General features: G+C 39.0%; 14 protein-coding genes. 13 read left to right on the forward strand and 1 reads right to left on the reverse strand.

What is annotated here, in order from left to right:
- Positions 1–4 precede the first annotated feature (4 nt).
- The 6 genes from nuoL to hppD all read left to right on the forward strand — a co-directional run bounded on the left by nuoL (position 5) and on the right by hppD (position 9,389).
- The gene (nuoL, locus tag AC27E9_RS04370) at positions 5–1,888 is read left to right on the forward strand and encodes an NADH-quinone oxidoreductase subunit L (RefSeq protein ID WP_487127608.1); all 1,884 of its coding nucleotides are present in this window, start codon (positions 5–7) and stop codon (positions 1,886–1,888) included.
- A complete protein-coding gene (locus AC27E9_RS04375) occupies positions 1,885–3,315 on the forward strand; it encodes a complex I subunit 4 family protein (protein WP_487127609.1) in 1,431 nt (476 codons plus the stop codon). The genes nuoL and AC27E9_RS04375 overlap by 4 nt, the downstream gene beginning before the upstream one ends.
- A gap of 3 nt (positions 3,316–3,318) precedes the next feature.
- Positions 3,319–4,818 carry an NADH-quinone oxidoreductase subunit N gene (locus tag AC27E9_RS04380; RefSeq protein WP_487128290.1) on the forward strand — a complete coding sequence of 500 codons (1,500 nt, stop codon included), beginning with the start codon at positions 3,319–3,321 and terminating at the stop codon, positions 4,816–4,818.
- A gap of 189 nt (positions 4,819–5,007) precedes the next feature.
- A complete protein-coding gene (locus AC27E9_RS04385) occupies positions 5,008–5,829 on the forward strand; it encodes a DUF4097 family beta strand repeat-containing protein (RefSeq protein ID WP_487127610.1) in 822 nt (273 codons plus the stop codon).
- Positions 5,830–6,212: 383 nt separating this feature from the next.
- Positions 6,213–7,979, forward strand: coding sequence for a DEAD/DEAH box helicase (locus tag AC27E9_RS04390; protein WP_487127612.1), 1,767 nt, complete (start codon positions 6,213–6,215; stop codon positions 7,977–7,979).
- 366 nt (positions 7,980–8,345) lie between these two features.
- Positions 8,346–9,389 (forward strand): 4-hydroxyphenylpyruvate dioxygenase, encoded by a 1,044-nt coding sequence (gene hppD / locus AC27E9_RS04395; protein ID WP_487127614.1) that lies wholly within the window; start codon positions 8,346–8,348, stop codon positions 9,387–9,389.
- A 480-nt stretch (positions 9,390–9,869) separates the two neighbouring features.
- Here the strand turns inward: hppD and suhB are convergent, their stop codons facing one another.
- Positions 9,870–10,673, reverse strand: coding sequence for an inositol-1-monophosphatase (gene suhB, locus AC27E9_RS04400; RefSeq protein ID WP_487127616.1), 804 nt, complete (start codon positions 10,671–10,673; stop codon positions 9,870–9,872).
- 399 nt (positions 10,674–11,072) lie between these two features.
- Here suhB and trmJ point away from each other — a divergent pair, with 399 nt between their 5' ends.
- The 7 genes from trmJ (at position 11,073) to hscB (ending at position 15,908) form a co-directional block, all read left to right on the forward strand.
- The gene (trmJ, locus tag AC27E9_RS04405) at positions 11,073–11,822 is read left to right on the forward strand and encodes a tRNA (cytosine(32)/uridine(32)-2'-O)-methyltransferase TrmJ (RefSeq protein ID WP_487128292.1); all 750 of its coding nucleotides are present in this window, start codon (positions 11,073–11,075) and stop codon (positions 11,820–11,822) included.
- A 63-nt stretch (positions 11,823–11,885) separates the two neighbouring features.
- Positions 11,886–12,695 (forward strand): serine O-acetyltransferase, encoded by an 810-nt coding sequence (cysE, locus tag AC27E9_RS04410; RefSeq protein ID WP_487127618.1) that lies wholly within the window; start codon positions 11,886–11,888, stop codon positions 12,693–12,695.
- Between the two features lie 164 nt (positions 12,696–12,859).
- Positions 12,860–13,369: a Fe-S cluster assembly transcriptional regulator IscR gene (gene iscR, locus AC27E9_RS04415; protein ID WP_487127620.1), complete on the forward strand. Its 510-nt coding sequence runs from the start codon at positions 12,860–12,862 to the stop codon at positions 13,367–13,369.
- A gap of 29 nt (positions 13,370–13,398) precedes the next feature.
- Positions 13,399–14,613 carry an IscS subfamily cysteine desulfurase gene (locus tag AC27E9_RS04420; RefSeq protein WP_487127621.1) on the forward strand — a complete coding sequence of 405 codons (1,215 nt, stop codon included), beginning with the start codon at positions 13,399–13,401 and terminating at the stop codon, positions 14,611–14,613.
- 18 nt (positions 14,614–14,631) lie between these two features.
- Positions 14,632–15,015: a Fe-S cluster assembly scaffold IscU gene (iscU, locus tag AC27E9_RS04425; RefSeq protein ID WP_487127623.1), complete on the forward strand. Its 384-nt coding sequence runs from the start codon at positions 14,632–14,634 to the stop codon at positions 15,013–15,015.
- A 14-nt stretch (positions 15,016–15,029) separates the two neighbouring features.
- The gene (iscA, locus tag AC27E9_RS04430) at positions 15,030–15,353 is read left to right on the forward strand and encodes an iron-sulfur cluster assembly protein IscA (protein ID WP_487111808.1); all 324 of its coding nucleotides are present in this window, start codon (positions 15,030–15,032) and stop codon (positions 15,351–15,353) included.
- Positions 15,354–15,380: 27 nt separating this feature from the next.
- Positions 15,381–15,908: a co-chaperone HscB gene (gene hscB / locus AC27E9_RS04435; RefSeq protein ID WP_487127625.1), complete on the forward strand. Its 528-nt coding sequence runs from the start codon at positions 15,381–15,383 to the stop codon at positions 15,906–15,908.
- Positions 15,909–15,943: the final 35 nt, after the last annotated feature.

The raw sequence follows: 15,943 nt of genomic DNA on the forward strand, positions 1-15,943 counted from the left end.
CATTATGCTATTGGCCAGTTTACCTTTTTACCCTTTAATCAGTTTTATATTACTTATTGTTTTTGCCAAACGATTGTCGTGGCACGTGGCAAGTTTTATTAGTGTTGGTGCTATGGCTATTGCCGCATTAGTGAGTATGCTGCTGGTACTTGAGTTATCGGCAATGCCTGATTCTGTCATGACAGCAAATTTATGGCATTGGTTTAATTTAGTCACTAAACAGGGTAGTAGTGACGTTAATATGAGTTTCTACCTTGATGGTCTATCTGCCGTGATGATCTGTGTCGTAACAGGTATTGGTTTTCTTATTCATTTATTTGCTGCTGCCTATATGAAAGACGATGCTAACTTTACTCGTTTTATGGCTTATATGAATTTGTTTATTGTGGCCATGTTAGTTTTAGTACTAGCCGATAACTTAGTATTGCTTTATTTAGGCTGGGAAGGGGTTGGGTTATGTAGCTTCTTACTGATTGGTTTTTGGTATCACGAAAAAGCAAATGTATTGGCAGCACGAAAAGCTTTTATTGTTACTCGTATTGGTGATACTTCCATGGCTATAGGTCTACTGTTGTTATTTAATAGTTTTGGACAACTTAATATTGAAGCACTTAGTTCTTTATTACAGCAAATTGGCTCTTCTGGTACAGGCTTTAGCACTGAGCAACTTAATGATATTTATTGGATAGCGTTATTGCTACTAGGTGGTGCGGTTGGTAAATCTGCGCAGTTACCTCTGCAAACTTGGTTGCCTGATGCTATGGCTGGACCAACCCCTGTAAGTGCCTTAATTCACGCTGCAACTATGGTAACCGCTGGAGTATATTTAATTGCCCGCATGCATCATTTATTCATGTTTTCACCGGAAGTCATGACTTATGTCGCTTGGTTAGGAGCTATTACGTTATTGTTAGCGGGTTTTGCTGCTCTTGCACAAACCGACATTAAGCGAGTATTGGCATATTCAACCATGAGTCAAATTGGCTATATGATGCTAGCCTTAGGCGCTGGCGCATGGTCGGCGGGCGTCTTTCATTTAATGACGCACGCATTTTTTAAAGCATTGCTTTTTTTAACTGCAGGCGCGGTGATTTTAGCGTTACACCACCAGCAAGATCTTTTCAAAATGGGCGGCTTATTGAAGAAGTTGCCAGTTGAAAGCGCATTATTTGTTGTTGGTCTCATTTGTTTAATGGCTTTGCCGGGTACATCAGGCTTCTTTTCAAAAGAAGCAATAATTGCTCAATTATGGTCATCAAATACAGCTGGTCCAGCGTTATGGTGGTGCGCAATCATTGGTGCCTTCATAACTAGTATTTATAGTTGTCGTTTGTTCTTTTTAGCTTTCTTAGGTAACAAACGTTATCGCACAGGTTTAGTGGTTGAAAAAGCAAACTTGATGCGTTCAGCGCTTGTAGTATTGGCAATGTTGTCGTTATTTGGAGGGCTAATTTCACTCGATTTGAATCAGGTATTCCAGAGTGCTAGGGCGAGCATTTCATTCGAAAATGAACCTAGTTGGTTGCACTCTGTTGCTATTGCTACGCCGTTTGTTGGTATTTTATTCGCTTGGTATTACTTTAAAAATTACCGACTGACAAAAGGTCAAGATGATTATGTGCTATCGGCAAGTACACATAGTTTTGCGGTTTTTTGCCGCAATGGATTGGGGTTTGATAATTTATACAAACGGTTATTCATTTTACCTTATACGTGGTTAGCAAAATTAAATCGGAATGATATTGTTGATAAGACCTTAATGTCGAGTGCTTGGTATATAGGTCTATGGCATGACGTTATGACAATGATACAAAACGGTAGCTTGCGTTGGTATATAGCGGCGTTCGGGTTGTCGATTTTGGTACTGGTAGGAGTGACTATTCTATGACGTTAACTTTTATCATGGTCACTTTATTTATTGCTGGCATATTGTCATGGGGTTGTGAAAACCGATGGCGTGGTAGTGCTAAATGGTGTGCCTTGCTGGTACTTACTTTACTAGCAACAGTATTTTGTATTTTTGTTGTAACAGCAAATCATAACTTTGAAAGCTTAACCGTATTAAGCCGAGTAAGTTGGATTGACACCTTTAATATCGAGTACAGCATTGGGCTTGACCAACTCAGTATAGTATTAATCGCCCTTACTTGGTTGCTGGCGATTATTTGTGTACTAGTTTCTTGGCAGGAAATTAAGCACAAGGCCGGTTTCTATTATTTTAATTTATTGGCAACAATTGCAGGCATTATTGGTGTTTTTGTTGCCGTTGATATGTTTTTATTCTTCTTCTTTTGGGAAGTTATGCTGTTGCCAATGACTGCTATTATCGCTATCTGGGGTCATGAAAATCGACACTTTGCCGCTTTAAAGTTTTTTATCTTCACTCAGGTTAGTAGTTTATTAATGTTAGTGGCAATTATCGCCACCGGATATTTTCATTTACTACAAACTGGCGAGTTGAGTTTTTACTACCTCGATTGGTTAAGTTTAAATCTGCCGTTGTCATTAAGTCAGTATTTAATGATCGGTTTTTTTATTGCCTTTGCCGTTAAGTTACCCTCAGTGCCGGTACACAGTTGGTTACCTGATGCTCATACGCAAGCACCAACAGCGGGCAGCGTATTATTAGCAGGTGTGTTATTGAAAACGGGTGCATATGGTCTCATTCGTTTTGTTATTTTCTTATTTCCTGAAGCAAGTGCTCAGTTTGCACCTATTGCCGCAACACTCGCAGTAGTAAGTATTGTTTATGGCGCAAAAATGGCTTTTGCTCAGCATGATTTTAAACGTTTAGTGGCCTATAGCAGTATTAGCCATATGGGTTTTGTGATGTTGGCGTTATTTGCTTTTAATGATATTGCATTTCAAGGCGCTATTATCACTATGATCGCTCATGGTTTAAGTAGTGCAGCATTATTCTCCTTAGCTGGCATGATTTATCAGCGTATACATAGTCGCAGCTTAGCCGATATGGGTGGATTCTGGCAAAGTGCACCACGTATGGGGGGCTTTGCTTTAGCATTTGCTGGAGCGGCTTTTGGTTTACCTGGTTTAGCAAACTTTATTGGTGAATTTTTCAGTTTAATTGGCGCATTTCAAACATTGCCAATATTTGCTGTTATTGCCGCCTTTGGTCTAATTGGCTCGGTTATTTATGGCATGGTGCTATTTCAAACAAGCTTTCAAGGACTGGCGAAGCAAGAAATTATTGATCTCGCGCCACGTGAATTGATGATTTGTAGCACGTTATTTTTAATGTTGTTAGTAATAGGTTTATACCCAAGCTTATTACTTAAATTTTCATTTGGAGTCTAAGTGATGATGATAACAGCGGCTGATACCCATGCTTCGTTAAGTTTAGATATTATTCAAACCATTTTACCGCAACTTATTGTCGCTTTTGGTATCGCGTTAGCATTGATACTTGTTGCTTGGCGTCGTTCTCAGCACACGATAGCGCTGTTTACTGCTGCAGTGTTAATTACAGCATTAATCGCCAGTGTAAATTTACTTGCAATTCAACCAACTGCGGTAACCCAGTTATTAAAAGTCGATAGCAACAGCGCTTTTGCTTTTAGCCTAGTTCTGGTTGCGGCTTTAGCTTCTTTGCATATGAGCTATCAGTTCTTAAAGAATCATATAGAAGTACATGATGAATATTATTTATTGTTAATGCTACTGGTGTTAGGTGCTGGTGTGCTGGTAACAAGTCATCACTTTGCTAGTTTGTTTCTAGGTTTTGAGTTGTTGAGCATAAGCTTAGTAGGACTAGTGGGGTATCATCGAGAGAGCAATTATAGCGTCGAAAGTGGCTTTAAATATTTAGTACTTAGCGCCAGTGCTTCAAATTTTATGTTGCTTGGTATTGCCTTTATTTATAGTGTCACTGGCACTATGAGCTTTGATGCTAATCTACCAAATGATATGTATCACCAGCAGAATTTACGATTGTTTTTTGAATTAGGTATTTTATTGTTTATTTCGGGTATCGCATTCAAGCTTTCAATAGCACCGTTTCACTTTTGGACTCCCGACGTTTATCAAGGTGCGCCGACTCCAGTGACCTCATTGATGGCAACTGTCTCAAAAATTGCTATGTTTGTGGTGCTGGTGAAATGTGTGATTGCGCAACGATATATGTTGCATGGTAATTTGCAATTGCTGTTAATTGTTTTGGCTATCGCATCTATGTTAATAGGTAATGTATTGGCTTTAAAACAAAGCAACTTAAAGCGGCTCATCGCATATTCTTCTATTGCTCATATGGGGTACTTGTTAATTGTTGTCATTGTTATTTCAGGAGAAAGTTTAGCCTTTACTTGGCAAAGCGTTTTATTTTATTTAAGTGCCTATGTTGTTGCCAATATATCATTGTTTTTGGTTATTGCCTCACTGCAAACACAGTGTTTAACAGGAGATAGGGTCGTTAAACATTATCAAGAAGAACCGGTATTAAATGATTTACAAGGCTTGTTTTGGCGCACACCAAGTTACGGTTTATTGGTTATCCTTGCGATATTAAGTTTAGCAGGCATTCCTTTAACTATGGGCTTTATTGGTAAGTTTTATATTTTAAGTCAGGCGACAATAGCCCATGCTTGGTGGTTAATTATTACCTTAATTGTTGGCAGTGGTATTAGTTTAGCGTATTACTTACCCATTATTTTTAAGTTATTTGAAGTAGAGCCAGAGGGTGGCAATGAGGTTAAAAAACTTGAGCGAGCAGTGATTGAAAAAGTGCTGGTATATAGTTTTATTATTATCGGTTTAGTTTTTGGAATTTTCCCTGATGTTGTTAGCCAATTTATTGTTTCTTAAAAGTAATTATGAACTTGGTTAAAATACCAATTAATTGTGATTTTAACCAAAACTTGTATTTTTTATCTTGTTTTATAATTCACAATTTACATCAACTTATTGATTTTAATTGAGTTAACTAATTGGCGTGATTATTGATTATCTATTGAAAGATAATTAAAAAATATGTTTTAACAAGGGAATATACCAATGAAATTACTTTCATCATTACTATGTGTCACAAGTGCAACATTGCTAAGTGGCTGTATTGTCGTCGCCAATCCTTCTCATGCAAATCATCATGATCAAAAAGAATTAATTATAGATGCAGCAACGTTAACTGCTTTTGATGTTGAAGCTGGTGCGGGTTCATTGGTGATATCAGGCTCTGATAACGTTTCTGATATTACGGTTGTTGCTGATATTTACACCGATAAGCGTAATACGGATAACTACCAACTTGAATTAACTAATTCAGGGAAAACAGCATTTTTGGTGGCAAAAATTAATAGTAGTAGTGGCTTTTGGCAAGGAGACTCTCCTCATATTAACCTAAAGGTAACTGTACCTAGCCACTTAATGCTAGCTGTTGAAGATGGCTCAGGTGCGGCAAGTATAAGTAATATTAATGGCGCAGTTGAGGTTAAAGATGGCTCGGGTGAGCTTACTATTACTAATATTAAAAATAACTTGAGTGTGGATGATGGTTCAGGAAGCTTATATGTCAATAATGTTATAGGTAATGTCACGATTGTTGACGGATCTGGCTCAATGGAATTAAGTGAAATTGACGGCAATGTTGATATTGATGATGGCTCAGGCAGTATTTATGCAAAAGAAATATCAGGTAGCGCGCTATTTGAGGATGGCTCAGGTGACTTAACTGTGAGAAAAGTTGATGGCGTAATCACTATTGATGACGGCTCGGGTGATATTGATGTTGAACAAGCGGGCGGTTTAAAAATTCTAGATAGCGGCTCGGGTGGTCTACGTGTAAAAGAAGTTAAAGGTGGTTTTGAAATTGACAGTTAATGTTAACTATTAGCAGTGGTTTAAAATTCTAGCGGCAGAAATGGTTGTCATTTATGCTGCTACCTTTTAGCAACAAAATAACCTTATTTGAAGAAAATGAGGCTGTTTTGTTGCTAAATCGTATGTAAATGGCATTATTCCTTGTATAAAGAACAGACATCTGTATAATGCGCGCCTCTGTGATTGAGATGAGAATTTATCTTGTTAAACGTAATTACAGAGTATTTAAATGAGTGGGGTATATCCGCCCAATAGACTTGCCCAGTTAGCTATTCAAAGCTAACGTACCGAATGTGCCTTAAGTCTTCCTGGTGGTTTCCTCGTATATGTACGTAGGAATTTCGGCATTTAGCCAGTTTCTACCATGAGAAGACAAAATTTATATGACTGATCTTAACAATGCCTCTGTAGGCTTTGACGCCCTTGGTTTGCCTGAAAACTTAGTTTCTGCTGTTAAAGCACTAGGTTTCGAATCTTCAACTGCAATTCAAGCGCAAACTATTCCACCTTTATTGCAAGGCCGTGATGTCTTAGGTGAAGCCCAGACGGGTACGGGTAAAACCGCAGCCTTTGGTTTACCTGCATTAGCGAAAATTGACGTTTCAATTCGTAAACCACAATTGATGGTGTTAGCACCAACGCGTGAACTTGCTATTCAAGTCGCCGAGGCAATTGAAAGTTTTGCTAAAAACATGAAAGGTCTTCGTGTTGCTACTTTATATGGTGGTCAATCTTACCAACCACAATTTCAACAATTAGAGCGTGGTGCTCAAGTGGTTGTTGGTACGCCGGGCCGTTTAATGGACCATTTGCGTCGCAAAAGTTTAAAACTAAATAACTTATCATTTTGTGTGCTTGATGAAGCAGATGAAATGTTGAACATGGGCTTCTTGGAAGATATCGAGTGGATTCTTGAGCATTTACCAAAAGAAACTCAAATGGCATTATTTTCAGCAACTATGCCACCACAAATACGTAAAGTTGCTAATCGCTTCTTGAAAGAGCCTGAGCACATTAAAATTGCTGCAGTAAAGAAAGCGAAAGCTAACATTGCGCAATTTGCTTGGAAAGTTAGTGGCATTAATAAAATGACTGCGCTAGAGCGTATTGCTGAAACGGTTGATTACGATGCGATGATTATTTTCGTTCGTACCCGTAATGATACTATTGAAGTTGCAGAAAAATTAGAGCGTGCAGGCTACCCAGCAGTTGCGCTTAATGGTGATATGAACCAATCGCAACGTGAGCGTACGGTTGATCAAATCAAATCAGGCCAGTCTTCTGTATTAGTTGCAACTGATGTTGTTGCACGTGGTCTTGATATTCCACGTATTTCACACGTTATTAACTACGATTTACCAGGCGATAATGAAGCGTATGTTCACCGTATTGGCCGTACAGGTCGTGCGGGTCGTAGCGGAACGTCAATCTCTTTTGTTCGTCCACGTGAAATGTACTCATTACGTCATTATGAGCGTTTAACTTCGGGTAAGGTTGAAATGTATGACTTACCAAACATTCAAGAAATTGGTAAAGCACGTATTGAACGTACACGTAATGAACTAACTAGCGTTGTTGCTGATAAAGAATTGACAGCTATGCGCGAAATTATTGAAGCAATGGCGAATGAGTCAGAACTTTCAATGACAGATTTAGCTGCTGCTTTATTGTATCAAAAACAATTGAAGCAACCATTACAGCCAAAAGAAGACCCTAAACCTCGTCGTGAAGCACGTGACAGAAATGATCGCGATGGACGTGGTCGCAATGATAGCCGTGGTGGTCGTAATGATCGTGGTCGTAACGAGAACCGTGCTGAGCGTGCACCGCGTAAAGCAAAAGTAGCGCGTTCTGATGTTGATTGGCAAACTTACCGTCTTGAAGTTGGTAAAGAGCATGGTGCACGTCCTGGTGATATTGTTGGTGCAATTGCCAATGAGATCTCATTAGATAGCAGCTATATCGGTGCGATTAACTTGCATGATAAACACAGCTTTGTGCAGTTACCTAAAGGTATGCCAGACAAGTCATTTAAACAATTGAAGCGTGTACGTGTTCGTCGTCAAGTGTTAGATATTACAGTTTCTGATAGCCAAGCGGCTCCAGCGGAACGTTCACCACGTCCACGTAGAGAACAACGCACAAACTAGTCAAATATTTATAATATTTTGAAAAGCGCTGCCCCTTCATGAGGCAGCGCTTTTTTTATATCTATTTTAACTTAACGCTTTGTGTTTAAGATCACATTGTCACGTAGAACGATTATGTAATGAAACTGTAAGCTACCTTTTTTCGGAGCTTATATGAACGATTATTCAGGCCAGAAAATTACTGTAAATTTATTGTTACATCTCTGAGCTAAGCCAGCTATAGGCTGGATCAGAGTCGCTTAAAATTCATCTGAATTATACGTAACAATAGTTTTACGCCTTAAAAATTGTCGGTTTTTGTAATCTCTTCCTCTGCCATACAATCACAGTAATAATCGCTTTATTGCAAGCGTGAGAGAGTTAATTATGACAGAAGCAACAAACCCACTTAATTTACGTGGTATTGAATTTATTGAGTATGCATCACCAGATTCTGACTTTATGGAGAATGCATTCTATGGTTTCGGCTTTTCTAAAACAAAAAAATTCAAAGGCCGTGATATCGATTATTTTAATCAAAATGATATTCATTTTTTCTTAAACAACGAGCAAGCGGGTTTTTCGCGTGAATTTGCGAAAAGTCACGGTCCGGCAATTTGTTCAATGGGCTGGCGTGTTGAAGATGCCGAATTTGCATTTGAACAAGCTGTTGCTCGTGGTGCTAAATCAGCACAAGACGCAGATAACAAATTACCTTACCCAGCGATTTTTGGTATCGGTGATAGCTTAATTTATTTCATTGATAAGTTCGGTACTAAAGGCTCTATCTATGAAGATGACTGTGAAGACCTTGCTGAGCCAGTAATTGTTAAAGACAAAGGCTTTTTAGCGGTTGACCATTTAACCAATAATGTTTACCAAGGCACAATGGAGCACTGGGCAGACTTTTATAAAGGCGTATTTGGTTTTACTGATGTTCGTTACTTTGACATTAAAGGCGAAAAATCTGCTTTAATTTCTTATGCACTACAGTCTCCTTGTGGCACATTCTGTATCCCAATCAATGAAGGTAAAGGTAAGAAGAATAATCAAATTGATGAATATTTAGATGAGTACAATGGCCCAGGTGTTCAGCATTTAGCATTTATCTCTGATGATTTACTTGGCTCGTTAGACCAACTAGATAAAAACATTATTGATACTTTAAATATTGTTCCTGAGTATTACGATGATGTTTTTGACCGCATTCCTTGGGTAAAAGAAGATCCACAACGCATTCGAGATCACCAAGTATTAGTTGATAGCCAAAAAGAAAATTCGTACTTACTACAAATATTCACAAAAAATATCTTTGGTCCGATCTTTATTGAAATGATCCAACGTGTTGATGATAAAGGTTTTGGTGAAGGTAACTTTACTGCGCTATTTAAATCAATAGAGTTGAACCAAATGGAACGTGGCGTTTTATAAACGTTATTGATTTGGGAATATACTTATAAAGCCAGCTTATGCTGGCTTTTTTATTTTTAGGTCGTTCCTAGCCATCCATGGCTTCACGACATTAGTGCATTCATGCACGCCGATGAACGGTATATCGCGATCACATGGATGTGAAAGAGTGAATATGCTTAGGACGAACGGTTATTTTTCTGTTCCCGACATTATCTAAGCACCTGCATCCATCCAGGAAATGTCGCAATTACATGGATGTGAAAGAGTGAATATGTTTAGGGCGAACGGTTATTTTTCTGTTCCCGACATTATCTAAGTACCAGCATCCATGCAGGCACAGGTTATTAGTTCAAGACAATACCTAAGCACCTGCATCCATCCAGGAAATGTCGCAATTACGTTGATGTGAAGGTGCTTATATGTTCGGGTGAAACTAGGACTTTGCAGACACAAAAAAAGCGCCAACTGGCGCTTCTAAATTAATTGTGGCAAGAGTTATTACTTGCTTAAAGCATCGCCTAAATGTGGGCGAATATCTTTTAGAATTTCTTTTGCTAAACGTGGGCTACTTGCAACAATGTTGCCTGAGTTGCTGTGGTTATGACCACCAACAAAGTCAGTTACCAAGCCACCAGCTTCAATTACCATAAGCTCACCGGCAGCGGTATCCCATGGCTTTAAACCAATTTCAAAGTAACCATCAACGCGACCTGCTGCAACATATGCTAAATCAAGGGCAGCTGAGCCTGCACGACGCATATCTGATGTTTTACCGAATAAGGTTTTAAACATTTCCATGTAAGCATTAGTGTGTTGCTTATGCTTGAAAGGGAAGCCAGTTGCTAAAATAGCACCTTTGAGTTCTTTTGATTGTTTTACACGAATACGAAAGCCGTTTAATTGTGCGCCTTTACCACGACTCGCCGTGAATAACTCACCACGAATTGGATCGAAAATAACAGATTGATCTAATTTGCCTTTAACTTTTAAGGCGATAGAAACTGCAAAATGAGGAATACCTTTAACAAAGTTACTAGTGCCATCAAGAGGATCAATAATCCATTGGTAGTCACTGTCTTTGCCTTCGATTAAACCACATTCTTCACCGATAATGGTGTGATTAGGGTAAGATTTTTGTATCGTTTCAACGATAGCTTGTTCAGCACTTATATCAACATTAGTAACGAAGTCGTTAGTACCTTTAGATTCAATTTCAATCTTATCTACTTGTTCAAAAGCGCGCAAAATTACTTTGCCCGCAGCACGTGCAGAACGCACGGCAATATTTAGCATCGGATGCATTATCGACTACCCTATATGTTGTAAAATGTCATAAACAGCTATGTAAAAGAACGAAGTTAACTTCAGTGTAAGTAAGCCTGAAATTAAGCGCGCAGAGTATAGCAAAGTAATTATTCTTTTGCGAGACCGTTCATTCGTATATGTTAAATTTATTTCCCAATAATGATTTAGTTATAGCGCAACGAGTAAAACTTTCCTTATTTTCTTACTACTTATAAGCAAATGAACTAATCCATATTGATAAACACTAGAAAACAAATATAAAAGGCGTGATTTTTTCTCAGTACAAGGATAATGTTCTGTGTTAACATTATCGACAATTTTAGCCATCTAGATAGGTAGCAATAATATCGTAATTGTTGCCGTAAAATTAAGTAAGTGTAGATAATGTCAGATTCTTTGTTAAATAAAGTCCGTATCGTGCTCGTAAATACTTCAGACTGTCGTAATATCGGCTCTGCTGCTCGAGCGATGAAAACAATGGGGTTAAGCGAACTCGTTCTTGTTGATCCTATCGAAATGCCAAATGGTCAAGCGCAAGCATTGGCTGCTGGAGCAACCGATGTATTAAAGAATGCTAAAGTTGTTGATACGCTTGAAGAAGCGATTAGTGATTGTGGGCTTGTAGTTGGTACCAGCGCACGCTCACGAACCCTACCTTGGCCTATGCTAGAACCACGTGGTTGTGGTGAGAAAATGATCGCAGAAGCGCAGGAGTATCCAGTAGCGTTAGTGTTTGGCCGTGAAAGTAGTGGCTTAACGAATGATGAATTGCAGCTGTGTCATTTTCATGTACAAATTCCAGCGAACCCAGAATATAGCTCGTTGAATTTAGCTATGGCAGTACAAACATTAAGTTACGAAATTCGTACCAGCTTTTTAGCACACGAACAGCAAGCATTTACCTTAACTGAAGATGAAGAATATCCAGTGGTAGATGAAACAGAGCGTTTTTATCAACACTTTGAAAACGCTTTAAAAGCGACTGGTTTTATTGTGCCTAGTCACCCAGGTTTGGTACTTACCAAGTTGCGTCGATTATTTAACCGTGCGCGACCTGATGTGAAAGAATTGAAAATGATGCGTGGTATTTTGGCCTCTGTTGAGCGTGCCGCTAAAGCATCAAAGACTGAAGAAAAAACTGATTAATTTAGTCGTTAGTAAAACTGTTCGTAATACTGCGGCTAGAAAACCAAAATGAAGGAAAGTGGTATGTTTAGCCGCATGAAAGAAGATATAGCCAGTGTGTTTGACCGTGACCCTGCAGCCCGTAACGTTTTTGAAGTACTAACTAATTATCCTGGTTTACATGCAATATGGTTCCATCGTTTAAGCCATAAATTATGGAAAAATAACTGGAAGTGGCTTGCGCGTAGTTTATCAACATTCTCTCGTTGGTTGACGGGTATTGAGATTCACCCGGGAGCAACCGTTGGTCGTCGCTTTTTTATCGACCATGGTATGGGCGTTGTCATTGGTGGCACTGCTGAAATTGGCGATGACGTAACGCTTTATCAAGGTGTTACTTTGGGTGGTACAAGTTGGAATGCGGGTAAACGCCATCCAACGCTCAAAGATAATGTGGTTGTTGGTGCAGGCGCTAAAATTCTTGGCCCTATTACGATTGGTAATCATGGCAAAGTAGGCTCTAACTCTGTAGTTGTAAAAGATGTTCCTGATAATGCGACTGCTGTTGGTATTCCAGGTCGCATTGTTAATCCTAATAAAGACAATGGCGCCGCTGAAAATCGTGAAAAAGTCGCAAAAAAATATGGCTTTGACGCTTATGCTGTTGCTGAAGACAATCCAGACCCTGTCGCTAAGGCGATAGGGCGAGTGTTAGATCACATGCATCTAATGGATAATAAAGTGTCTGATTTATGCCGCGAAGTTAATCAACTTGGTGGTGAAGTTTGCCAAGAAGCGTTGCCGGAATTACGTGTTGGTGAATTTGTTGAAGATGAAAAAGCTGCAGCGAAACGAAGAGAAACAGCCGCAGAGTCATTTGACCCAACTATTTAAACTTATATATTTCGAAAAATAATATACGTTCTAAATACAATTATTGCCCTTTTCATTGACTAATTTTCTATCCCGAGTAAAATACTTGAGTAAATCACTCGGGTATTTAGTTGACTATTTTACAAGGATATGTAAAATGCGCAGCGAATTGATAGGGGTAATAAATGAAACTGACGTCTAAAGGACGATATGCTGTAACTGCAATGCTAGATGTAGCTATTCACGCTGCTACTGGCCCAGTTCCATTGGCCGATATTTCCGAGCGCCAAGGCATTTCATTATCATATTTAGAACAACTTTTCTCTCGCCTAAGAAAACACGGATTAGTTAATAGTATTCGCGGCCCTGGTGGCGGCTATCGCTTAGGAAAATGTTCAGCACAAATAGCTGTCTCAGATGTTATTAATGCTGTAGATGAAAGTATCAATGCCACTAAGTGCGGTGGTAAAGGTAACTGTCAAGATGGCCAACAATGTTTAACACATTATTTGTGGTCAGACTTAAGTGACAGAATTGAAGAATTTTTAAAAAGCATTTCACTTGCCGAGCTCGTCGAGCAACGAAATGTAAAATTGGTTGCTCAACGACAAGATCAAGCCTCTGCAAAAGCAAAGAAAGCGCCGTCGTTAGAAACACTAATTACCACCCGAAACATTATGAACGACTGGCATTAATTGCTTGTTCAATTGGAGATTATTAATCAATGAAGCTTCCTATTTATTTTGATTATTCGGCAACAACACCAGTAGATAAGCGTGTTGCTGAAAAAATGATGCAATACATGACCACTGATGGTTTTTACGGTAACCCAGCGTCACGCTCACACAAGTTCGGTTGGCAGGCTGAAGAAGCGGTTGATATCGCTCGTAATCAAGTTGCTGATTTGATTAATGCTGATCCACGTGAAATTGTTATTACTTCTGGTGCAACTGAATCAAACAACCTTGCTATTAAAGGCGCTGCTAATTTTTATGATAAAAAAGGTAAGCACATTATAACTTGTAAAACTGAACATAAAGCAGTTTTAGATACGTGTCGCGAGCTTGAACGTCAAGGTTTTGAAGTAACTTATCTTGATCCGGAAGCAAACGGCCTAATTGATTTGAATAAGCTTAATGATGCTATTCGTGAAGACACTATTTTAGTTAGCATTATGCATGTTAATAATGAAATTGGTGTTATTCAAGATATCGCTGAAATTGGCGAAATGTGTCGCGCTCGTAAAATTATTTTCCATGTTGATGCTGCACAAAGTGCCGGTAAAATTAAAATTGACTTACAGCACTTGAAAGTTGACTTAATGTCATTCTCCGCACATAAAATTTACGGCCCTAAAGGTATTGGTGCACTTTATGTTCGCCGTAAGCCTCGCATTCGTCTTGAAGCACAAATGCACGGTGGTGGCCATGAGCGTGGTATGCGCAGTGGTACATTAGCGACTCATCAAATTGTTGGTATGGGCGAAGCTTTTAGAATCGCTAAAGAAGAGTTAGAGCAAGATGAAGCACACGTAACTAAAATGCGTGATCGTTTATGGGCTGGCTTAAATGATATGGAGCAAGTATTCATTAATGGTGATGCTGATAAGCGCTACCCAGGTAATTTGAATGTTAGCTTCAATTTCGTTGAAGGTGAGTCATTAATTATGGCGTTAAAAGACCTAGCAGTATCGTCTGGCTCCGCTTGTACTTCTGCAAGTTTAGAACCTTCATATGTTTTACGTGCACTTGGTTTGAACGATGAAATGGCGCATAGCTCTATTCGTTTTAGTTTTGGTCGTTTCACCACAGAAGAAGAAATTGACTTCGCCATTGACCTAATTAAAAAGGCAATTGGCCATTTACGTGACATGTCACCGCTTTGGGAAATGTTCAAAGACGGTATTGATTTAGACTCAATTGAGTGGGCTGCTCACTAGAGTACTTAGGAGAATATTATGGCTTATAGCGAAAAAGTAATCGATCATTATGAAAACCCACGTAATGTTGGCTCATTAGATAAAGATGACCCACAAGTTGCAACTGGTATGGTTGGCGCGCCAGCATGTGGTGACGTGATGAAATTACAACTTAAAATTACTGATGAAGGCATTATTGAAGATGCTAAATTCAAAACTTACGGTTGTGGCTCTGCTATTGCGTCAAGTTCATTAGTGACTGAGTGGGTTAAAGGTAAATCTATCGACGAAGCAGCAGAAATTAAAAATACTGCTATTGCCGAAGAGCTTGCTTTACCACCAGTAAAAATTCACTGTTCTATATTGGCTGAAGATGCCATTAAAGCAGCAATTGAAGATTACCGTACTAAGAACAACGATTAGTCTGGAGACATACTATGAGCGTAACGATGACTGCTGCTGCTGCAGACAGGGTAAAATCGTTTATCGATAACCGAGGCAAGGGCCTTGGTTTACGATTAGGTATAAAAACAACGGGTTGTTCAGGACTCGCTTATGTACTTGAGTTTGTTGACGAACTAAATGAAGATGACGAAATGTTTGCTATTGAGGGTGTTAACATCATCATCGACGGCAAAAGCTTAGTTTACTTAGATGGTATTGAGCTCGATTTTGTCAAAGAAGGTTTAAACGAAGGTTTTAAATTCACCAACCCGAACGCTAAAGGCGAATGTGGTTGCGGTGAAAGCTTTAATGTTTAATGCACTTATTTATTCACTGGAGTTGGTGTGAATTATTTTCAATTGTTTGGCTTAGATAATCAGTTCAGCATTGACCTTGCAAACCTATCGACAATTTATCAATCACTGCAAAAACAAGTGCATCCAGACCGCTTTGCTCACGCTTCGAGCCAAGAGCAGTTGGTAGCGGTGCAACGTTCGACAGAAATTAATGACGCCTATCAAACGTTAAAAAGCCCACTATTACGCGCGCAATATATGTTAGAATTGCGCGGCGTTGATATGCCTGATGAACAAGCTACAGTCGGCGATGTTAGTTTTCTTATGCGTCAAATGGAGCTGAGAGAATTGCTAGCAGAAATTAAATTTGCTGATGACACTGACGCGGCTATTTTTGAGGCATCGCAAGTCTTTGAAAGTGAATTTGAACAACTGTTTAGTCAGCTTCAGGTTCAACTTAGCGAAAATACTGAACAATCAAATGGCTTAGCGTGTGACAACGTTAGAAAGTTAAAGTTTTATCAAAAATTACAAATTGAACTTGATAAGCTTGAAGATGAATTATTAGACGACTAGTTTTTGTTATAGAAATTAGACATAACTAGCATCGC

The organism is Colwellia meonggei (assembly GCF_057537295.1).

Coding starts and splice junctions, on each gene's coding strand:
- cysE (WP_487127618.1), top strand. CDS start 11,886: ATGTTTAGCCGCATGAAAGAAGATATAGCCAGTGTGTTTGACCGTGAC.
- AC27E9_RS04380 (WP_487128290.1), top strand. CDS start 3,319: ATGATGATAACAGCGGCTGATACCCATGCTTCGTTAAGTTTAGATATT.
- nuoL (WP_487127608.1), top strand. CDS start 5: ATGCTATTGGCCAGTTTACCTTTTTACCCTTTAATCAGTTTTATATTA.
- hppD (WP_487127614.1), top strand. CDS start 8,346: ATGACAGAAGCAACAAACCCACTTAATTTACGTGGTATTGAATTTATT.
- iscU (WP_487127623.1), top strand. CDS start 14,632: ATGGCTTATAGCGAAAAAGTAATCGATCATTATGAAAACCCACGTAAT.
- iscA (WP_487111808.1), top strand. CDS start 15,030: ATGAGCGTAACGATGACTGCTGCTGCTGCAGACAGGGTAAAATCGTTT.
- iscR (WP_487127620.1), top strand. CDS start 12,860: ATGAAACTGACGTCTAAAGGACGATATGCTGTAACTGCAATGCTAGAT.
- AC27E9_RS04375 (WP_487127609.1), top strand. CDS start 1,885: ATGACGTTAACTTTTATCATGGTCACTTTATTTATTGCTGGCATATTG.
- suhB (WP_487127616.1), bottom strand. CDS start 10,673: ATGCATCCGATGCTAAATATTGCCGTGCGTTCTGCACGTGCTGCGGGC.
- AC27E9_RS04420 (WP_487127621.1), top strand. CDS start 13,399: ATGAAGCTTCCTATTTATTTTGATTATTCGGCAACAACACCAGTAGAT.
- AC27E9_RS04390 (WP_487127612.1), top strand. CDS start 6,213: ATGACTGATCTTAACAATGCCTCTGTAGGCTTTGACGCCCTTGGTTTG.
- AC27E9_RS04385 (WP_487127610.1), top strand. CDS start 5,008: ATGAAATTACTTTCATCATTACTATGTGTCACAAGTGCAACATTGCTA.